This is a genomic window from Trinickia terrae (genome assembly GCF_005144415.1).
GTDB lineage: Bacteria > Pseudomonadota > Gammaproteobacteria > Burkholderiales > Burkholderiaceae > Trinickia_A > Trinickia_A terrae.
In genome coordinates, this window is sequence record NZ_SWJE01000012.1 from 164950 (window position 1) to 184333 (window position 19384).

General features: G+C 63.2%; 16 protein-coding genes and 1 pseudogene. 5 read left to right on the forward strand and 12 right to left on the reverse strand.

Going from position 1 to position 19384, the window contains the following annotated elements:
* Positions 1–51: 51 nt before the first annotated feature.
* Together FAZ69_RS21960 and FAZ69_RS21965 are read right to left on the reverse strand one after the other, a co-directional pair.
* Positions 52–1218 (reverse strand): glycosyltransferase family 4 protein, encoded by a 1167-nt coding sequence (locus FAZ69_RS21960; protein ID WP_136897196.1) that lies wholly within the window; start codon positions 1216–1218, stop codon positions 52–54.
* A gap of 112 nt (positions 1219–1330) precedes the next feature.
* On the reverse strand, positions 1331–3370 hold the full coding sequence (locus tag FAZ69_RS21965) for a M3 family metallopeptidase (protein WP_136897197.1): 2040 nt from the start codon (positions 3368–3370) through the stop codon (positions 1331–1333).
* Positions 3371–3601: 231 nt separating this feature from the next.
* Between FAZ69_RS21965 and FAZ69_RS21970 the strand changes: the two genes are divergently transcribed.
* Complete coding sequence (locus FAZ69_RS21970; protein WP_169708725.1) at positions 3602–4168, forward strand: MASE4 domain-containing protein; 567 nt, start codon at positions 3602–3604, stop codon at positions 4166–4168.
* A 104-nt stretch (positions 4169–4272) separates the two neighbouring features.
* Here the strand turns inward: FAZ69_RS21970 and FAZ69_RS21975 are convergent, their stop codons facing one another.
* A complete protein-coding gene (locus FAZ69_RS21975; protein WP_136897199.1) occupies positions 4273–6375 on the reverse strand; it encodes a hypothetical protein in 2103 nt (700 codons plus the stop codon).
* Between the two features lie 351 nt (positions 6376–6726).
* Here FAZ69_RS21975 and FAZ69_RS21980 point away from each other — a divergent pair, with 351 nt between their 5' ends.
* Positions 6727–7452, forward strand: a complete 726-nt coding sequence (locus FAZ69_RS21980; RefSeq protein ID WP_136897200.1) for a phosphatase PAP2 family protein — start codon at positions 6727–6729, stop codon at positions 7450–7452.
* 117 nt (positions 7453–7569) lie between these two features.
* On the opposite strand, the gene ahpF is transcribed toward FAZ69_RS21980, so the two are convergent.
* From ahpF to FAZ69_RS22010, 6 genes are all read right to left on the reverse strand, one after another.
* A complete protein-coding gene (gene ahpF, locus FAZ69_RS21985) occupies positions 7570–9168 on the reverse strand; it encodes an alkyl hydroperoxide reductase subunit F (protein ID WP_136897201.1) in 1599 nt (532 codons plus the stop codon).
* A 108-nt stretch (positions 9169–9276) separates the two neighbouring features.
* The gene (gene ahpC / locus FAZ69_RS21990) at positions 9277–9840 is read right to left on the reverse strand and encodes an alkyl hydroperoxide reductase subunit C (RefSeq protein ID WP_136897202.1); all 564 of its coding nucleotides are present in this window, start codon (positions 9838–9840) and stop codon (positions 9277–9279) included.
* Positions 9841–10040: 200 nt separating this feature from the next.
* Complete coding sequence (locus tag FAZ69_RS21995; RefSeq protein WP_136897203.1) at positions 10041–12281, reverse strand: LamG-like jellyroll fold domain-containing protein; 2241 nt, start codon at positions 12279–12281, stop codon at positions 10041–10043.
* 320 nt (positions 12282–12601) lie between these two features.
* The gene (locus tag FAZ69_RS22000; RefSeq protein ID WP_136897204.1) at positions 12602–13057 is read right to left on the reverse strand and encodes a MarR family winged helix-turn-helix transcriptional regulator; all 456 of its coding nucleotides are present in this window, start codon (positions 13055–13057) and stop codon (positions 12602–12604) included.
* Between the two features lie 174 nt (positions 13058–13231).
* Positions 13232–13492 (reverse strand): hypothetical protein, encoded by a 261-nt coding sequence (locus tag FAZ69_RS22005; RefSeq protein WP_136897205.1) that lies wholly within the window; start codon positions 13490–13492, stop codon positions 13232–13234.
* 50 nt (positions 13493–13542) lie between these two features.
* Positions 13543–13989, reverse strand: a complete 447-nt coding sequence (locus tag FAZ69_RS22010) for an Ohr family peroxiredoxin (protein ID WP_136897206.1) — start codon at positions 13987–13989, stop codon at positions 13543–13545.
* 333 nt (positions 13990–14322) lie between these two features.
* On the opposite strand from FAZ69_RS22010, the gene FAZ69_RS22015 reads away from it, so the two are divergent.
* Positions 14323–14781: a lipoprotein gene (locus FAZ69_RS22015; protein ID WP_136897207.1), complete on the forward strand. Its 459-nt coding sequence runs from the start codon at positions 14323–14325 to the stop codon at positions 14779–14781.
* Positions 14782–14844: 63 nt separating this feature from the next.
* Positions 14845–15173 (forward strand): annotated as a pseudogene (locus FAZ69_RS22020) (transporter substrate-binding domain-containing protein); the annotation flags it as partial.
* Positions 15174–15302: 129 nt separating this feature from the next.
* On the opposite strand, the gene FAZ69_RS22025 reads toward FAZ69_RS22020, so the two are convergent.
* From FAZ69_RS22025 to FAZ69_RS22035, 3 genes are read right to left on the reverse strand one after another with little or no spacing between them, the layout of a single operon-like run.
* Entirely contained in the window at positions 15303–15902 is a 600-nt protein-coding gene (locus FAZ69_RS22025; RefSeq protein ID WP_136897208.1) for a thiamine phosphate synthase, read from the reverse strand.
* Between the two features lie 19 nt (positions 15903–15921).
* On the reverse strand, positions 15922–17235 hold the full coding sequence (locus tag FAZ69_RS22030; RefSeq protein WP_240702403.1) for an MFS transporter: 1314 nt from the start codon (positions 17233–17235) through the stop codon (positions 15922–15924).
* Entirely contained in the window at positions 17208–17903 is a 696-nt protein-coding gene (locus tag FAZ69_RS22035) for a helix-turn-helix transcriptional regulator (RefSeq protein WP_136897209.1), read from the reverse strand. Before FAZ69_RS22035 ends, FAZ69_RS22030 begins: the two co-directional genes overlap by 28 nt.
* A 704-nt stretch (positions 17904–18607) precedes the next feature.
* Here FAZ69_RS22035 and FAZ69_RS22040 point away from each other — a divergent pair.
* Positions 18608–19315, forward strand: coding sequence for a hypothetical protein (locus FAZ69_RS22040; RefSeq protein ID WP_136897210.1), 708 nt, complete (start codon positions 18608–18610; stop codon positions 19313–19315).
* Positions 19316–19384: the final 69 nt, after the last annotated feature.

The following is a 19384-nucleotide window of genomic DNA, read 5'->3' on the forward strand; positions in this document are numbered from 1 at the left end:
CCGCGCGCGGGTACGGCGTTCGCCGTATCGCCGTGCCGCCGGCCAATGACGTCATGCGGCCATCACCCATTCCAACACCTGCTTGGCGTGCGCCGACCACGTCCGTCCCTGTTCGGTCAGCCACTGGCTTCCCGCGACCCCGATGGCCTTTGCCGCGGATCGATTCCGATAGGCCCACTCCAATGCTTCGAGCAACTCGTCGACGTCGGGCTCGCCCCAGCCTTCCGTGCCCATCGCCGGATAGTCGACAACCGGCGTCTGCCTCGTCAACGGCACACAGTTTCCGTCGGCGACGAGATCGAGCATTCCCGTGTTCGCCGTGACGATGACGGGCACCGCACATGCCATCGCCTCCTTTGCGAGCAGGTTCGTGCAAGCTTCGGCACGCGAAGGCTGCACGCAGACATCCATTTCCCGCAGCACAACGGGCATGAGCGCATTGGGAATCGGCCGAAGGTCGAGGACCCGCGCCGGATCGATGCCGTTTTCGTGAACCCAGCGCCGAATGTCGAACTGTCCCTGCGCGTCCAGTTGGACGGGATGATCGAGCCGCCCCTTGTATCCCACCACGGATTGCGGCCAGAGCGAATGCCACGCGGTGACGAGAACGGCATCTTCGTGACGGCGCGAGAACTCGCGAAAAGCGAGCAGGGTCACGTCTTGCCCCTTCCGGTGCTCGATCTTGCCGCCCGAGAAAATGTAGAACTTCGATGCGTCGAAAATGCCCGAGCGTGGGCCCGGACAGAAAATCGATGTATCCACGCCCTCGAAAATGACCTTTGGCCTGCGGCCCGTCTTCGCCTCGAGCAGGCCGGCGTTCCAATTGGAACCGCACAGCAGCTGGTCGTATCGCGCCAGCTTCTCGCGCGCATTGCCGAGCGTCGTATCCTCGAACACGCAGCGGCCGATGTTCGCATCGCCGAAGAATGCTCCGCCGGCGAGGTCGCTGCCGAGCCCGTCGATCACCGTTCCCTTGAGCTTTCGCTGTCCCCGCGAGTCCGGCTGTAGTCTGGCGAGGTAGTTGTTGGCTTCGCCGAACGCATTGCGCAAGCAAATGAGCCTGAGCGGATCGACCATCGGCAGGTCATAAGGGTCGATCGGATATCCCATGATCGGCCGGATATACGGCAGGTTCGCCCACTGGGCAAAAAGGTTCAGGCCGAGAATGCCCCAGCCCGAGAAATTCCCCATCTTCCAATTCAGCAAGATATTTCGCATCGTACAAATCCGAGACTAATAGGCAGGCCAATGCCTGCGTCGCGGCGTAATTGTACGGGGGGAAAGTGCGAATCTGTCTCCTCGTCCCAGCCTTGCTCGCCCGGCTCAAGCCTCAAGCCGCCAGCAATCCCCGCTTGCGCAGCATCGGCGCGGCCTGCGGATCGCGCCCGCGGAACGCGCGAAACGCGGCGCGCTCTTCGCGGCTGTCGCCCGCGCTGTAGATATACCGATACAGCTTCTCCGCCAGCGCAGGATCGAACGCGTTGCCCGCTTCTTCGAAAGCATCGAACGCCTCGGCCTCCAGCACCTCCGCCCACATGTAGACGTAGTAGCCCGCGGCATAGTACGAGCCGCTGAAGACATGCCCGAAGTGCGGCAAGCGATGGCGCATGCCGACTGCGCGCGGCACGCCGAGGCGCTCGCGCTCTTGCTCCTCGAAGCTCGCGATATCGATCCCGGCAGGGTTCTCCTGCAAATGCAGCGCCATGTCGATCAGCGCCGACGACGCATAAGCCACCGTTTCGAAACCCTGATTGAAGGTTTGCGACGCGCGGATGCGTTCGATCAGCGCAGCAGGAATCGGCTCGCCCGTCACGACGTGACGCGCGTGCTTGCCCAGCACCTCGGGCACCGTCGCCCAGTTCTCCATCAGCTGCGAAGGCAGCTCGACGTAATCGCGCGGCACGTTCGTGCCCGACAGACGTCCGTAGCCCACGTCGGACAGCAGCCCATGCAGGCCGTGGCCGAATTCATGGAACAAGGTGCGCACGTCCTCGAAGCTCAAGAGCGTCGGGCCGTCGCCGGCGCGTGCGAAGTTGTTGTTGTTCACCACCACCGGCAGCGACATGCCGCCGTTGCGCGATTGGTGGCGATAGACGCTCATCCACGCGCCGCCCTGCTTGTTGGGCCGCGCGTAGTTGTCGCCGAGGAAGATGCCGGCGAGCTCGCCGCCGCGGCGCACTTCCCACAGGCGCACGTCCGGGTGATAGAGCGGCACGCCGGTCTGCTCGACGAACGTCAGCCCGAACAGGCGGCCGGCGCAATCGAACATCGCTCCGAGCATCGCGTCGAGGCTGAAGTACGGCTTGACCTCCGCGTCGTCGAGCGCGTAGCGGACTGCGCGCACTTTCTCCGCGAGGTAGTACCAGTCCCACGGCTCGATGTCCGTGGGTTCGCCGAGCGCCGCGGCTTGCGCGGCGAGCGCCTCGCGCTCCGCTTCGGCGCTCGCCTTGGCGGGCTCCCAGACCTGCCGGAACAGCTCGTAGACCGCGGACGGCTTGCCCGCCATGCGGTCGGCGAGCGCGTAGTCGGCGTAGCTGTCGTAGCCGAGCAATTGCGCCTGCTCGTGGCGCAGCGCCAGGATTTCGCGCGCGAGCGGACGGTTGTCGCGTCCCGGCGTTTCGCCGCGGCTCGTCCAGGCGTGCCACGCCGCTTCGCGCAGGTCGCGGCGCGTGGACCACGTGAGGAACGGCAGCACCAGCGAGCGCGAGAGCGTGATCACATGGCCGTGGAGGCCGCGCTCCTGCCCCGCGCCCTTCGCGGCCCCGCGCAGGAAATCGGGCAGGCCGGCGAGGTCGGCCTCGGTGGTCAGCGGCAGTTGATAGGTCGCTTCATCGGCGAGCACGTTCTGCGCGAACTGCGTGTGCAGGTCCGCGAGACGTTCCGCGATCGCCGCAAAGCGCTCGCGCGCCGCACCCTTGAGCGTCGCGCCGGTGCGCACGAAATCGGTATGCAAACGCTGCAGCAGGCGCTGCTGCTCTTCGGTGAGCGGGAGCGTCGCGGCTTGCCGGTGCACCGCGTCGAGCCGCGCGAAGAAGCCTGCGTGCATCGATACCTTGCTCGCGTGCGCGGCCAGAAGCGGCGCCATCTCGCGCTCGACAGCCTGCAGCTCGGCCGGCGATTCGGACGAGCACAGGTTTTCGAACAGCAGGTGCACACGCTGCAGACGCGCGCCGGCGGCATCGAGCGCGGCAGCGGTGTTCTCGAACGTGGGCGCCGCGGGGTTCTCGGCGAGCGCATCGATTTGAGCGAGATGCTCGGCGAACAACGTCTTGAAGGCGGGGATGAAGTGCTCGGGCTTGATCTGCGCAAACGGCGGCAACTGGTATGGGGTGTGCCAGTCTTGCAGCAGCGGGTTGCTGGACTCGGTCATGTCGATTGGCCTGGATTTGCCTTGTAGGGCAGTCATGCTGAGGGAAACGGACATGATATGACACGGCGCATAGGGCCGCTCGCAGGCGCGCAACGATGTGCTATCGCAGTTCGATCTGCAGGAGAATGGACGACCCGGTTCAGGCACAGACCAGCCCGCAAACCGGCCGCGCCATCCACCGCCAGGCTTGCCAGCGGCAAAAACGCGACGACGACAAACGAGACAAGTGCGATGGAAGACTTGCTGATACAGCGCGCCACACGCAAACAGGCGGCGGTCGCCGGGGGCTTTGCGCTGCTTGTCCTGCTCTGCGCGCGCTTTGCCGCGACGCGTCAACTGATGCTCTGCGCGCTCGGCGGCGCCTACGCCTATACGGCGGCGGCCGTCGCCTTGCAGCTCCTGACGTATCCGGGCGTCATCACGCCCACCGGCCTGTTCGGCGCGGGACCGGCCAGCGCCGGCTGGATCTGGGTCTTCTGGCACGGCGGCTTTCCGCTGCTCGCGATGCTGGCCGCCTTGATCCGCGAGCGGTTCAAGCACCGCTCCGTCGATCCCGAGCACGTCGGCTCGTGGGCCTGGGCGCTGATCGGCGGCCCCGTCGCACTGGCCGTTGCGCTCGGCGCCTTCGCGATCCATATGCCCCTGCCGCAAGCGCTCGGTCCCGCAACCGATGCGGGCCATGGGGCGGCGCTCGTCATCCTGTTCATCAACGTGGCCGCTGTCGTCGTCGTGCTCTCGACCGGCCGCCTGCGCGCCGGACGCAACCGGGTGCAAATCGCCGGATCCGCGCCGCGTTAATACGCCGATTAACGGCGGCTACTATCGGCTGGGCATGGTCCGCATCGGCCGGGTTGAAAGAAAATAAGCGATCTTCAAAGCACGTCCTTCGAGGACCCTGGGTGTCAACGACTTCGCCTTACGGCCATTGGGGACCCGAAGTCGAGATCCCCGCGCTCCAGGTCCACATCCGCGGCGCTGCGGCGATCGAGGTTTTCCATGGGAATGGCGGCCGTTCCCATCGCGTCGCCGCCTTGCTCCAACCTGCTGATTGATGCCTGCAGATGTGTGCCGCCCGGATTTCGCCCGGGGCCAGCCTTATCGTAGTCGATTCGATTACGCATGGGCGGCTTGACGGAATACCCGACGGTCCGTGCCGCGGCGTTCGCGCTCGCGCGAACACCTTTCTCCCCGGCGTTGACGAGTGCATTCACTCCCGTGCTGACGCCTCGGCCAACCCCCTGGAACAGCCTTTCGAACGATGGCTCGTGGACGTCGATAATGTCGGCAATCGTCGTCTCTTTGCCTTCCAGCGCGTTGTTGAGCACCAGGCTCGTCATGTCGGCGCTCTTTTCGGACCGGCGTTTCGTGCCGAGGAAAGATGCGTATTCCGCCAGCAAGCCTCCGCCGATCATCGAGTGCGCTTCCATCGGGTTCAGCAACAACCGTTGTGTCACCGCAAGGGCTTCCCCTTGGCTGGATTTGCCCGACTGAACCAGCCATGTGGCCAATCCGCCCAAGAGAGTCCAAGCTCCGCCTTTTTGCATGATCTGGCCACTGGTGGAAATGCGTTCGGAAGCGTCAGCCAACCGGCCGATCTCGTCCTTGTGCATCGGGGTCATCAGGCCGTCGCCGATCAGTTCGACCGTCACGGCGCGGCTGAGATCGTTGCGCTTTTGGAGCGCCATCGGCAATGGCGCCGCAGAGCCGACAGCGGCGATGAGGTTCGCCGGCAGGCCCAAAGCCACCGTTGCCGCTTTGTGCAAGTTGGCATAGGTGAGCGCGCTCGACGGCAACGCGGTGATGGTCCCGAGGAGCCATGACTTGGCCATCTGCGGCAGATCCTCCCACTTGAATCCTATGCCTTCATGGTGCGCGAGATTGTCCATCCTATTGACGATGAGTCCATCGCCGACTTCCGAGTCGCCCGAGGTGGTGGCATCCGCGGCGGCCAGCACGAATTTGTCCCAGGCCGAGGAGGCCGCCTCGCCAGGTTTCAGGCCCAGGTTCTTGCGGACCGAAACTTCCTGCTTATCCGCAGCGGATCCCACTGCTCCCGCCAGACCCGTGCTGAACGCCCAGAGTGCATAGTCCTGCCACGAGCGCGAGACTTGCTGTTCCATGTCCATCAACGCAACGGCGCCAAGGTCCGCGCGCGCCTTCGGAGAACACTCCTGCAGCAGGTGGTGCAACGTTTCTGTCGCCATCTCGTTGTCCGGCGCAGACAATCGCGACAGCGTGCCGAGCAACTCGTAGGGATGGCGGCCGTCGACGCGAGCGTCTGGCGGAAACACGTTTCCTTCAGTGATCGCACGCAGCAAAACGTTCAATGTGCCGTTCGCCTCGGTTTCCGTTTCGCCGCCGTCCTTGAACGTCAGGTCCGTGCCTTGGCAAGCTGCCCGGAAATGCTTGTATTTCGTGTCGATGTCCTCGACGGGCGCAAGCTGCAACGCCGTACCAGGAGCAAGCAGCGCCAGGTCGACTGCCAGGCAGCGTTGTATCTGCGCGGCTCTTTCCACGCTCGGACCCCGGGCCTGCTCTTCCTTGAGGGCCGTCTGTTTGGCACTCACCAGCTTCCAGGCGGCTTCGACCTGCTTGTCGCTCCACGGCGCACCAGGCGCGGGACGGGTAGCCGCATAAGTTGGAGCCGGTTTCGCCTGCTCTGCCGCTTCCATTGACTTCAAATAGCGAGCTTCGGTTTTAGGGTCCTTGGGACGGACCTCGGCGTGCTCGGGCAACGCCGTCACGCCAGCCGAATTCGCAGCGCCCAGCATTGCCATTTGGATAGCCGAAGTTTCATCCGGCTTGCCGAACGCGATCGGGCTGAGAAGACGACGCCTGCTGCTCGGCGTCGAATCGCCCGCGAGTTGCCGGCGAGGCGCGCGCGGCAGTACTGGTTCGGGGGCAGGAGAAGGCGACCTGCGGCGCTCTTCCTGTATCGCCGGCTCGGACTGAGGTTCGACGGACAGGTTGGCGGGCGGGCTTGAATTCAGGGGAGAAGCTTGCACGATTCCGACTCCAGAAAGCCCAAGGAGAATCCACACGATTCGGTGGGGAATGCAACGTAGGCGTACTTCAATCAAGAAGATCCGGGTAGAACGATAGCGAATCAGGATTGTGCTTGAGCCACGGCACCCGAATTGCCGACCCGTTTGGCGAAGCACAAAGCGTATCGGCTGGGCATTGCCTGGCACGCGACATGCGTCAGCGCACATACGGCGTGTTCATATGAATACGACAATTGCCGTCACCAGCCATCGAGCGTTTCACCGCGCAGTCATGCACTGGCAAACATGTGATGAAGCGACTTGACAATGGCAGTAAAAATCTTGCTGTCCTGACGAATTGCCGGGTAAATAATGCATTCGATCATCAACCTCGTCGATACAGGGTTCATCGGGTTCATGAGCCAGGAAGCCATGCGCTCTCCGCGTTTCCTGCACGTCGTCGAAACCGTGGTGAACATGTACCTGTTCAAGGGCGTGGGCTTGATAGCGCTGCTATGGTGGATCTGGTTCAGGCGCGACAACGCCGAAGACCCCGAGGCAGAGGCCGTCCGGCGACGCCAGCGCGAAATTGTCGTGATCGCGATCGCGAGCGGGTTCCTCGCGCTGGCGGCCGGCCGTCTCGGTGCGCACTATCTGCCGTTTCGCCTGCGGCCCATGTATGAGCCTGCGCTGCGTGCGTTCTTTCCTCAGGCCATGGTCGAGGAGCCGGTGCTGCGAACGTGGAGCGCGTTTCCGAGCGATCACGTCATGCTCTGGTCCGCGGTTGCCACAGGCATTTTGCTTGCGTCGCGGCCCTGGGGCATTTACGCGCTATTCCACGCGATCGTGCTGATCGGCCTGCCACGCATCTGTCTCGGCTTGCACTACCCTACGGACGTGCTAGGCGGCGCTGCGCTCGGCGTCGGTATCACGTGCGCCATGAACGCGAGCGCGATACGCACGCACATCGCCGCGCCCATGCTTGCATTCGCGCTGCGCTATCCCGGCGTGTTTTATAGCGTGGCATTCCTGCTCAGCTTCGAATTGACGACTCAATTCGATGAGCTGCGCGTATTGGCGCACGGCTTGTTGCATTGATGTGAGTTCTCGACGAACGCACTGCACCGCATAAAGACAAAAAGCCGAACGCCGCGTCTCAAGACGCGGCGTTCGGCTCGTTCAACTCAAGGCTTGGCGGCTAACCTCCTAAGCCAATCAAGCCTCGACCGTACGCACTTCCCCAGCCGTTTCTTCAACCGCCGGCGTGCGGATCAGGTAGTCGAATGCGCTCAGCGCAGCCTTCGCGCCGTCACCCGCGGCGATCACGATCTGCTTGTACGGCACCGTCGTGCAGTCGCCCGCGGCAAACACGCCCGGCACGTTCGTGTGACCCTTCGCGTCGACGGCGATCTCGCCGAACCGGCTCAGCTCCAGCGTGCCCTTCAGCCACTCCGTGTTGGGCACGAGGCCGATCTGCACGAACACGCCTTCCAGTGCGACCGTGTGCTCGGCGCCGCTCGCGCGGTCCTTGAAGCGCAGGCCGTTGACCTTGTTGCCGTCGCCGGTGATCTCGGTCGTCTGCGCGTTCGTCTTGACCGTCACGTTCGGCAGGCTATGGAGCTTCGCCACCAGCACCGCATCGGCCTTGAGCTGGTCGTTGAACTCGATCAGCGTGACGTGCTCGACGACGCCCGCGAGGTCGATCGCCGCTTCCACGCCCGAGTTGCCGCCGCCGATCACCGACACGCGCTTGCCCTTGAACAGCGGGCCGTCGCAGTGCGGGCAGTAGGCCACGCCCTTGTTCTTGTACTCCTGCTCGCCCGGCACGTTGACGTTGCGCCAGCGCGCGCCGGTCGAAAGAATGACGCTGCGGCTCTTCAGCACGGCGCCGTTTTCCATGCGCACGCCAACCAGGCCGCCCGGCTGCGCGGCCGGAATCAGCTCGACGGCGCGCTGCTGCGACATGATGTCGACACCGTAGTGGCGCACTTGCGCTTCGAGCGCGGCGGAGAATTTCGGGCCGTCGGTCTCGAGCACCGAGATGTAGTTCTCGATCGACAGCGTGTCGTTGACCTGGCCGCCCATGCGTTCGACCGCGATGCCCGTGTCGATGCCCTTGCGCGCCGCATAGACCGCCGCCGCGGAACCGGCCGGGCCGCCGCCGACGATCAGCACGTCGAAGGCGTCCTTGGCGTTGAGCTTGGCCGCTTCGCGCTCGGCGGAATTAGTATCGAGCTTGGCGACGATTTCTTCGAGCGCCATGCGGCCCGCGCCGAACATTTCGCCGTTCAGGTAGACGCACGGCACCGCCATGATCTGGCGTGCATCGACTTCGTCCTGGAACAGCCCGCCGTCGATCACCACGGTCTGCACACGCGGATTGACCACCGACATCAGGCTCAGCGCCTGCACGACGTCCGGGCAGTTATGGCACGACAGCGACATGTAGACCTCGAAGCGATAGTCGCCGTCGAGCGCCAAGATCCGCTCGATGACTTCGGGCTCGACCTTGGGCGGATGGCCGCCGGTCCAGAGGAGCGCGAGCACGAGCGAGGTGAATTCATGGCCGAGCGGGATAGCCGCGAAACGCAGGCTTTGCTTGCCGCCCACCGGGTTCAGGCTGAACGACGGCTTGCGCTCGTCGTTGCCGTCGGTGCGCACGGTGATCTTGTCCGACAGCCCGGCGATGGTCTGCAGCAGCGCTTCGAGCTCGCGCGAGCTCGGCTGGTCGTCCAGCGACGCGACGATTTCGAGCGGCCGCGTGACGCGCTGCAGATAGGCTTCCAACTGGGCTTTGAGGCTGTCGTCCAACATAGTGATCCCCGATGCTTGAGAGGTTACAAACGTGCTGTTTCGATGCCGGCCGGGAGGCCCCCGGCCGGTTCGTCAAGTCAATGACGATGGATGCTGCTTAGATGCCGCTTAGATCTTGCCGACCAGTTCCAGCGACGGGGTCAGCGTCTTCGCGCCTTCCTTCCACTTGGCCGGGCAGACCTGGCCAGGGTTGTTGGCGACGAATTGCGCAGCCTTCAGCTTGCGCAGCGATTCCGACACGTCGCGAGCGATCGCGTTGTCATGCACTTCCGACGTCTTGATCGTGCCTTGCGGGTTGATGATGAAGGTGCCGCGCAGCGCCAGGCCTTCTTCCGGGATGTGCACGCCGAAGGCGTTGGTCAGCTGGTGCGTCGGGTCGCCGACCAGCGGGAATTTCGCCTTGCCCACTGCGTCCGACGTTTCGTGCCACACCTTGTGCGAGAAGTGCGTGTCGGTGGTGACGATGTAGACTTCCGCGCCGGCCTTCTGGAACTCGGCGTAGTTTTCTGCCGCGTCCTCGACTTCGGTCGGGCAGTTGAAGGTGAACGCAGCCGGCATGAAGATCACGACCGACCACTTGCCCAAGAGCGACTGCTCCGTAACTTCAACGAACTTGCCGTTGTGGAATGCTTGTGCTTTGAACGGTTGGACTTGGGTGTTGATGAGCGACATAAAGCTTCCTATAAGCGATGGGTGGGTTGTGAAAAGGTGCTGTCGTGTAAGCAGGTGCCAGTTTGCAAGAAAACTATCAGAACACCAATTTAATAGTTTCTATCTAGTCCATAGCCAAAATCTACTTGGCCCATAGTCCAGGTAAACACGACCCTTGCGGCGGCCTGCCCACAAGGCCTGCCGCCGCCGACAAACGACGCTCAGCCCTGCGCCAGCGCCGCGACCTGAGCGGCCGGCAAGGCGCCGCGATAGATGCGGAACTCGTCGATGGCTCCGTTGAAGTACGGGTCACCCGAGAACTGCGAGCGCCCTATCCAGTTCTGCGCGGTCGGACCGAGGCGCCACGGCGTGAACGCCGCGCCGGTCGTCTGACCGACTTGGCTGCCGTTGACGTAGAGCGTGAGCGTCGTCCCCGAGAGCGTAACGGCCACATGTGTCCATTGGCCGCTCGGCAGCGGCGCGGTGCCGTTGACCTGACGCTCGTTGTGGGAACCATTGAGCGTGATCGAGAAACGCACCGCACCCCCGTTGCTGTCGGGGGTAAGCATCATATAACGGCCGGTGCCCGAGCCGAAGTCGAACACCCGCTCCCACTGCTTCGTGCTCGCCGAATTCCGGAAGACCCAGGCCGCGATCGTGAAATCCGAGACGTCTTCGACGATGTCGTTGGGCAGGCTCACGTAGCCGCTCGATCCGTCCAGCAGCACCGCGTTGCCGGCCTTGCCCGCCGTGCGCGACGCGCCGCCGTTGAGCGTGCCCGTGTGGCCGTTGCCGGTCGCATCGGCGGCCGTCGTGCTGCTGGCTTCATCGAAGGTCAGGTACGTGTGCAGCTGAACGGCCGTCACCGCGGCGACCTCGCTCGAGTTCGCGCCCTCGCCCGACGCCGTCGTCGCGCTGACGACGTAGTACCAGGTGCCGGACGCCGGGCTGTCGGTATAGGTCAGCGGATCGGTGATGCCGCTCGCGATTGTCGTGTACGGGCCGCCCGACGTCGCCGAGCGCTTGACGTTGTAGCTCGTGCCGTTCGCCACGCCCCACCACGACAGCACCACCTGCCCCGCGGCCGGCCAGGCCGTCACGCCGCTCGGCGCGGCGGCAGGCGTCACCGGGTCGCGCGTGAACGTGAGCGTGCCGTAGCCGAACTGATCGTAGCCGCCGCTGCTGTTGTCGTAAGTCCCGCTGCCGCCCTCGGGCTGCATCGAAAGCGCGAACGCCTCCGACCAAGGTGCCGCCAGCCCCTTGCGATTGACGTAGTGGTTGTAGACGAGCGCCCAGATCGGACGAAGCGTGCCTTGCGAGGCCGTCGAAAAGCCCGGCTGCGTCACGTCGACATTCGCGTAGCTCTCGTACGGCACCGTGAGGAACGTGCCGTCGGACTGCTTGAGGTTCGCCTTCGCGACATACTCCGCGCCGGCGAGGAAGCGGTTGTTGTCGTAGCCGTAGAGATCGACGCCCTGGTTCCAGGCCATTTCGCAGATCGCGCCGCCGAGCGCGATGCCGAGCGTGTTGTGCCCCTGGTCGCGCCCGCTCTCCTGCCACTGGCCGAGATAGCCGGGGTGCAGGTAGTAGACCGCCTGCGCGATCGCGCCGTTGCCGAGGCCGCTCACGAAATAGTCGACCGCTTCGTTGAACATCGCGCGATCGTCGGTCAGCACGCCGATCGCCATGATCGACGCCGTGTTGCAGAGGTCCCAGTTGGCCCAGTAGTGGGTGATGTCGGTGTTGTTGTGGCGGTTCAGGAAGTCGATGTTGATCGGATAGAAGATGTTGGCCATCATCGACTGGAACGCCGAGAGATTGGCCGCAGTCAGGCCCGAGTAGCTGCGCATGATCTCGCCGACGATCGCGAACTCGTAGCCGTAGATGCCGGCGGCCAGATCGGCGTTGGTGTCGCCGCTGATGCTCTGCAGCGTCGAGGACCAGGCGTTCATGATCTGCACCGCCTTGTCGGCGTATGCCGTGTTGCCGGTGACCTTCCAGTACAGCGCGCACGCGTAGGCGGCGGCGATGTCACCGTACAGCTGCGGATAGTTCTGCGGATACGAGCCGCCCCGATAGACCACGGTGACCGGCCGCGGCGACCAGGAAAGGCGCGTGTGGCTGTTGCCGGCCATCGCCTGGAAGCCCTCGTACCAGGGTTGCGTCTGCGCGGCGACCTTCTGCGCCATGCGGTCGAAGTCGGCCTGCGTGTGCAGGAGGCCCGGGTGAACGAACGCGCCGCTCGTGGTCACGCTGGCCTCGCCGGTTGCCGCGCTAGGGAGTACGAGGCTTGCGGCATTCACCGTCGCCTTGGCCGAGACTGCCGAGCGGCTCACCGCCGCTTCGCCGGCGCTGCCGCCACCCCCGCCGCATGCGGTCAACACGAGTGCGCCGAGGCTGTGCAGGAAGGTGCGGCGTGAAAGACCTGGGGTGATGGGGACGAGCGTTTTCGTTTTGTTCATGTCGTGGTTCCGTTGGTGAGGCCGTGGGGGGAAAAACGGGTGCTGACGGATGAATGCGCCGGGTACGGCCGGCTGCAAGCGCAAACGTTTGCGCAAGCGCGCAACGTCCTCTCCGTAGTTGGCACATTCCGTTTTGTTAACGGAGAAGATTACGATTTGTTTCAGCGCGAATTGCGTAGGGATTCGCTGAAAATCCGGCAGGGAAAGTCCGATGCGGTGGGCGCCGGGAAATGGCGCGCCGACTCAAGAAAGCGATCGCGGGACGATTAGAAGACTCTCAAAGCAAAGGGACGCATGGCCCAAAGAATAACGCGCTGCGCTCACTCCCTCTCCTGCACCGCCTTGACGAGATTGTCGCGCAACGTCACGACCGCCTTCTGCAGTTTCGCGAACTCGTCCGGCGCCAGCGCGGTCTCCTCGGTGAGATCCATCTTCAGGCTTTTTTCGCGCAGCCGCCGGCCACTCTTCGTGAGGCTGATCAGCACCTGACGCTCGTCTTCGGGATCGCGCCGCCGTTCGAGATACCCCATCGCCTCGAGCTTCTTCAGCATCGGCGTGAGCGTGTTGGACTCGAGAAACAGCTTCTCGCCCAAGCCGCTGACGGTCTGGTTGTCTTCCTCCCACAGCGCCACGATCGTGATGTACTGCGGATAGGTGAGCCCGAGTTCGTCGAGAATCGGCTTGTAGGCCTTGCCGAACGCCAGGTTCGCGGAATAGATGGCAAAGCACAGGAAGTCGGAGAGCGGCAGCGGTGCGGGCTGATCGATAGATTTCATTTGCGTCCTCGTTGGCTCGTACGGAGAGACATATATCGCACGCGATTATATCGCGATGGATTGAATTCGAGGCGCCTCCGTTTTCAACGGTATCGATGACCTCGCGACGCCAGGCCCGTTGCGCATCGCAAACAAAACAATGCACGGTGGCCCAGCGACGACGAGGTGCACGATCTAGCGGTGCGCGTAGAGGTTGCCGGCTTCTGTCACAGCAGCACGGCTTCCCGACTCGGAGCGGCCCTCGGCTACACCGCCATATGCCGCTTGCGAGCCGCCGGCGGCGTCACGCTCGGCGGCCAGAGTTTGCGCACTCTGACCGCGTTGCGACGCCGGAGCGCCAATCGAGCCCCGGTAGGCAGGAGCAGGACCATAGCCGCTGGCGAACGCGGGAGCGGAAGCGGCGACGAGCAGTGCAACGATGAGTCTGGTCTTCATGATCGAATCTCGCTAAATGACGTTGAGTAAAAGGTGCGTGCGCCGCTGGCTCACGCCGTGACGACGTTCACGGCGACGTCGATATTTCCGTGCACGGCCTTGGAGTACGGACAGATTTGATGAGCCGAGTGCGCGATCGCCTCGGCGACGTCCTGCGCGAGCCCCGGAATCCGGACGGTAAATTGGGCGCCGAGGAACCACGCGGGGCCGGTCTGGCCGATGTCGACCTGGATATCCACCGAATGGTCCGGCGGCAGTGCCACCTTCTTCAGCGAGGCAGCGATCCCGAGCGCACTGATGTAGCAAGCCGACCACGCGCCGGCGAACAGTTGCTCGGCGGTCGGATGCGGCTCAACGGCGATGAAGTCGTGGTTTTCGCCGCCACGCGCCGACAGCTTGAGGTCGACGACGCCAAAGTCGCCGCGCCGGACGCTGGGGTCGCGGTTGACCGTCGTGTGGGTCTTACCCGAGAAAAGGACGTTTTCGATCTTGGCCATGATGGGTTCCTTGATGGATAGAGGCTTCATGATTTACATCGTATGCGACTTAATCGCATGCGTCGCATGATGCAGAGAGCGGAAGCCGATGTCAATCGCACAAGATTTAATCGCACACGATGTTTCGATAGCGCGAGGGCAGCGGCCAGCCTTCTATTTCCATCGGATGAATGACGTCTCCCCCAACGCGCGGAAACCGGGGCGGCTGCGAATCGCAATGCCCAACTCGGTGCCTGCGCCGAACGGTGCCGATGCGCGCCGTTCGAACCAATCTGCGAACGCTTCCGACGCGCCGCTATAATCGCGCTCGAACGTGGCCAGGGAGTTTTACCCATGAAAAAGATCACTGCCTTTGCGCTTGTGGCGCTTGCGCTTACAGGCTGCTCGTCCGCCGAAAAGGAGGAGCAGCAGGCCCAGGCATACCTCCACAACGAATCCAGTCTTGCCGCCGCCCAGCGCAATGCGGCGGTCGATTGCGACGGACCCGCGACGTGCGATGCCGCTTGGACGCTCACGAAGCGCTATGTCGAGAAGCATTCCGACACACCCGTGACGCGCGCGGACGCGGTCGCAATCGAGACCGACGTGCCCTCCGGTTCGGGCAAAGCCGCCTTTTCGGCGACGCGTGTTGCGAGAGGTACCGGTGCGAGGCTGACGCTCTTCGCGCAGTGCCGCGGCATGTATGGGCCGGACAATGCGAAGGGCCCGGACTATGACGAGTGCGCCACGAAGATCATCAAGACCCAGAATGGCTATGTGGCGTTTCTCAAGGGGCCTGCGCCGAGGCAGTGAGCGCCTTGAGCGACGCCCGCTGCGACCACCTGCCGGGCTCTCTACCTTTCTGCGAGCAACGCAATGAAAGTCACGATCGCGTATATCGAAGAACCCCCGTTCGGCTGGACAGAATCGGGGCAGGCAGCGACGGGGCAGACATCGAGTTGGCGGAGCGAGTTCTCACGGCGATCGGTGTCACGCGCGTCGAGCATCACCTGACGACATTCAGTGAACTGTTACCCGGTGTCGCGGCGGGTCGGTGGAATATGAATGTTCCGCTCTTCGCTACGCCTGAACGCGCCGCGCGGGTCGCATTCAGTCTGCCAGTCTGGTCCATCGGCGACGCGTTTCTGGTACGAGCAGGGAATCCGAAATCGCTCGATAGCTGTAGTGACCTGCAATCCAAGCCGGGCAAACCTGCAATCGACGCGCTTTCCTGCCAGGATTAACTGCAACTGACGGGACGCGCAAACCGGGATTATCTGCAACCGGACCTGCATTCGACGGCGCCGGCTGGTTTCTTCTATTGGCCTGCGCGATCAACTGGATTCAACCACGCCAGCCCACAGCGAGCGAATCGCCGCGATGCCATGCGCGCCGGCTTCGCGGGCCTCGGCCAAGCGATCAGTTGTCATGCCGCCCAAGGCATAGACCGGGATCGTGGTCAGCGCCACGAGTTCGCGAAAACGCGGCCAGCCCAGGGGCTCAGCCGTGGTGTGCGTCGCCGTCGGCAACACCGGCGAGACGGTCAACAGATCGGCGCCGATCCGGTTCGCGTGCAGCACTTGGTGCGTGTCGTGGCATGCGGCCGACACCAGCAGCCCGGGCGGCAGCGGTCGACTGGCGCACGCCATCAGGCGCGTGCTGGTGAGGTGCACGCCGTCGGCTTGCACGGCCTGCACCACCTCAATGGGCGCGTTCAGCAGCAACCTCGCGTGATGACGACGGCAACACGCGAGGGCCTGTTCGGCGAGGCTGACATACTCCGTCGCGCTCAGCGTCTTCGCTCGCAGCTGTACCAGGCGCACGCCCGCTTCCAGGGTCCTCTCGAGGTCCGCGACAAAATCGGCAAGCGGCTTGCCGGCCGGCGGCTCCGGCGTCACGAGACAGGTCGGCGGCAGGTGGGTCAAATCGGTCATTGAGGCTCAGCGGTAAGCGTTAGAGAGTCGAGGACGGTTCCCGTTGTTGCTCGAGCGCGATCGCGTCAAGAGAAAAACGACGTTGTCTCCGCCGTTGCTGGCAGATGCGGTACGCAACTGGCGCGGCCGGCACACCCATCGCCATGATGTAGAGCGCTGGCGCCGTCAGCAGATGCGTGACCTTGATCAAATAGGCGCACACGACCGGCGCGGTTCCACCGAAAAGCGCGGTGGCGAAGGAGTAGGTGCTCGCCATGCCGAAACTGCGCCAGTTGTTTCGAAACAGGTCGGGCAGCACGACGAAAATCACGCCGACCACGCATCCACCCATCACGGCGAGCGCCGCCTGCGCCAGCAAGAGCGTCGAAAAATCGCCGTGTTGCAACAGCGCGAACAGCCCGTAACTGCTGCAGACCAGCAATCCGATCCCGAGCAGCACGATATTCGACGCATCGATCCAACGCGTGGCGTAGCCCGCGAGCACCATCGAGATCGAAAACATTACCAGCGTGAGCACGTTCGTCAGGCGGGCGTCGAAAGCGGACACGCCGAGGTAGCTGTGCAAGTAGTTTGGCAACCAGACAAACGCGGTGTAGATCAGCACTTCCATAAAGGCAACCAGGATCATGGCCTGGATCAGCGGCAGTATCGGCCTTGCCTGGGTCACGCGATGCGCCTGACGGTCCGTCTCGCCGGCGATCGAGGACCGGAGCGAGTAGATCCAGAGCGACATGGGGATGCAGAGCACAAAGGGCCAGCGCCATGACTCAGCCCAATGCCCGGCGGTTGCCGTACCCGGCAGCCGCGACAGCAGCGCCGCGCCGTACGGCAATGCGAAAACGATGCCCGATGCCAACAACATGCCCAGGAAGCCGCTGACGACCACCCAGGCGCAGTAAAGGCCGCGATCCTTGTCTGCGGCGTTGAGCGACACGAAATAGCCGCTCAGCGGCATTTCCCCGCCCGCGGCGAAGCCCTGCAGCAGCTTGAGGCCAATCAGCAGACCCGTCGCGAGATAGCCGGCCGCTTGATAGGTAGGCAAAAACGCGATCAACGACGCCGGCACTGCCATGCCGATCATGCTGAGCTTCAATGCCGTACCCGGGCCGCGCCGATTGCCGACGATGCCGAAGACGACGCTGCCCAGCGGCCGCACGAGATAGCTGCTCGCGAACACCGAGAAACTCAGCGCCAGCGCGGTCTTGTCGGTGGTGGCGGGAAAGAACAGCCGACCGATCTCCAAGGCCATGAAGGCGGTGAGCGAGAACTCGTACCACTCGAACAGATTCGCCGTGAGCGCGATTTTCAGCAGGGGGTTGAATCGCTGGCGCATACGGTGTTCCATTTCACGAGAGAGAGCACGCGGGGCAAATTGCCGTCGATGACCTTGTGGCGCAGCGCGTCCAAATGGCATTCCACCGTTCGGTCGGAGATGCCGATGAACTTGGCGATTTCCTTGTTCGTGAAGCGCTCGATTTTCAACAAGAGCACCCGGAATTGGGCATCGGTCGGCGCCGCGGCGAAGCACCGATCGATCTCGAGGCAGATCAACACTCGCTTGATTGCGTTCGTCGCGCCATAAAACTTCCGGTGGAGCTTATAGAGATTGCTCGGAGGCAGTGTCGGGGTCAGGTCATGCCGATAGGTCACGATACCCAGGATGTTGCGTCGCGAACCCAGCACGGGAAACTTCACCATCTCTTCCAGCTGCGCCGCGCCGTTGTCATCAAGGAATTGATGCCTGCCGAGCACGTGAGATTTCATTTCCCGCGCGCGGAAATCAAGCTTCTCTATCATGGTTGCATACTGCGCCCCCCACTCCGGCTGACGAAATTTCAGGTCTTTTATCGTCAGGCCGGCGAGATCTTTGGGATTCTGCACACCGAATTGCATCGAGTTATAGGGATTGTTCACGATGTATTTACCGGTATCGGCCTCCTTGAGACTGGCGGAAACCGGGAAATTTTCGATAAAGCTAATAATTGCACTATCCGACATCATGATAAGGATTTCCTTGCAAAGCAAGCCTAAACGCGGGAGGACGTGCTGTCGCCGTTGGACTGCGGTGACAAAGAGCGGAACTAAGCGCCTCCGACGGGGCCGCGTCAGCACTACCGTTACCCATGGCAAATCACGAATTTTTGAGGCTAATTCGCGCATTCTGTAAAGCATTTGCTTAAATTCATATCACCCAAAATGCGTAAAAGTCAGGCGGTAAGTCTGCGCAATAATTCTCGAAAGGCATCGCCGAGAAGGTTACACCGCACGGGGCGAGTTGATCAATCAGCGATGCATTATCGGCGCCGACAGGGATGAGGGTATGAGTCTGATATCCGTCCGGAATCCGTAGTCTTTACGGATGTCGAGCTTCTATGCAACGGGGAAAATGGCTTCGGAAGTATCGCGCACTTATGCGATTTTCTCGCAATGAATTTCGGCACACGAATAATTATCCAATTCGCATATATGTGTTTGGCAACGAGGTAGACCATCAACGATAGGCCGGGAATGACGAAACGCAGCAACGACAACGAATGTAGTCATGACTGCGAGTTAGAAAGCGTGATGTATGGGGTGGGATTGATTTGAAAGCATGCACATTGTTTCGGCGCTTTGTCAGCCGGATACCCCGGCGCGGAAGGTCCGCGCCGACGCCAGCGCTGGCGCAAACGCATGCTGCGGGCGACGGCGCGATCGCGGAGGAGATGTCGCGCGCGGAACTCATCGAGTATGCGCGTGGGCTGGACGTCGCGCTGGCTCGCCTAAGCGCGCAGCATGCCAATCCGCTCGGCCGGGCGGTCAGGCTGGCGCGTGCGAGCGCCCACCACCGCGAGCTCGGCGTGACGACTATGTTCGACGCGTACGGGCTGCAGGCCGGCGGCTACGACAGCGCGTTTCACGTCGTTTTCGAGATGGCGGAGCAGGCCATGCGGCGTGCGGAAGCGGATCGCCAGGTCGAGCGGCAGCTCGCGCGCCTGCATCCGAAGGCGGCTGCGGCGCTCATCGCCCTGCGTCGGCATGCGCTGCGCGACACGCTGGATTGGCCCCTTGCGGCGCGCCTCGATTATGAGCGCAACCTCGTGGCCGAAGCGCTGGTACTGGTGCCGAGTCACGTTGCCCGTGAACGCATGGACTATTGGGCGTCGCTGCTCGACATGTTTCCGCGCCATGAGTTCGACGTGGTTGCGAAGGCGCCGGAATACACCGTAGACGATGGCGCGACGGCGCTCGAGGAGGGCGTGAAGGCCGGCCTGGGGGACGATTTGAGCGCCCATCAGGACAACCGCTATGCCCCGGGCACGTTCCGTTACGCCAAGTGGATTCAGGGATATCGACGCGGCCGGCGCAAAGCGACCACCGCGCGCCGTGGTCCGCGTGCGCGTCCCGACGGCGCCGGCGATGTCGGATCCTGATCCTGATGACCCAGCGAATGCCTGACTGTCGCGGGTCCGGCCATGTGTTGCGCGGCCGGACATCCTCAA

What these genes read in the sequence shown, in the direction of transcription:
- FAZ69_RS21960 (WP_136897196.1), bottom strand. Translation starts at nt 1,218, where the DNA reads ATGCGAAATATCTTGCTGAATTGGAAGATGGGGAATTTCTCGGGCTGG.
- FAZ69_RS21965 (WP_136897197.1), bottom strand. Translation starts at nt 3,370, where the DNA reads ATGACCGAGTCCAGCAACCCGCTGCTGCAAGACTGGCACACCCCATAC.
- FAZ69_RS21970 (WP_169708725.1), top strand. Translation starts at nt 3,602, where the DNA reads ATGGAAGACTTGCTGATACAGCGCGCCACACGCAAACAGGCGGCGGTC.
- FAZ69_RS21980 (WP_136897200.1), top strand. Translation starts at nt 6,727, where the DNA reads ATGCATTCGATCATCAACCTCGTCGATACAGGGTTCATCGGGTTCATG.
- ahpF (WP_136897201.1), bottom strand. Translation starts at nt 9,168, where the DNA reads ATGTTGGACGACAGCCTCAAAGCCCAGTTGGAAGCCTATCTGCAGCGC.
- ahpC (WP_136897202.1), bottom strand. Translation starts at nt 9,840, where the DNA reads ATGTCGCTCATCAACACCCAAGTCCAACCGTTCAAAGCACAAGCATTC.
- FAZ69_RS21995 (WP_136897203.1), bottom strand. Translation starts at nt 12,281, where the DNA reads ATGAACAAAACGAAAACGCTCGTCCCCATCACCCCAGGTCTTTCACGC.
- FAZ69_RS22000 (WP_136897204.1), bottom strand. Translation starts at nt 13,057, where the DNA reads ATGAAATCTATCGATCAGCCCGCACCGCTGCCGCTCTCCGACTTCCTG.
- FAZ69_RS22005 (WP_136897205.1), bottom strand. Translation starts at nt 13,492, where the DNA reads ATGAAGACCAGACTCATCGTTGCACTGCTCGTCGCCGCTTCCGCTCCC.
- FAZ69_RS22010 (WP_136897206.1), bottom strand. Translation starts at nt 13,989, where the DNA reads ATGGCCAAGATCGAAAACGTCCTTTTCTCGGGTAAGACCCACACGACG.
- FAZ69_RS22015 (WP_136897207.1), top strand. Translation starts at nt 14,323, where the DNA reads ATGAAAAAGATCACTGCCTTTGCGCTTGTGGCGCTTGCGCTTACAGGC.
- FAZ69_RS22025 (WP_136897208.1), bottom strand. Translation starts at nt 15,902, where the DNA reads ATGACCGATTTGACCCACCTGCCGCCGACCTGTCTCGTGACGCCGGAG.
- FAZ69_RS22030 (WP_240702403.1), bottom strand. Translation starts at nt 17,235, where the DNA reads ATGCGCCAGCGATTCAACCCCCTGCTGAAAATCGCGCTCACGGCGAAT.
- FAZ69_RS22035 (WP_136897209.1), bottom strand. Translation starts at nt 17,903, where the DNA reads ATGATGTCGGATAGTGCAATTATTAGCTTTATCGAAAATTTCCCGGTT.
- FAZ69_RS22040 (WP_136897210.1), top strand. Translation starts at nt 18,608, where the DNA reads ATGTCGCGCGCGGAACTCATCGAGTATGCGCGTGGGCTGGACGTCGCG.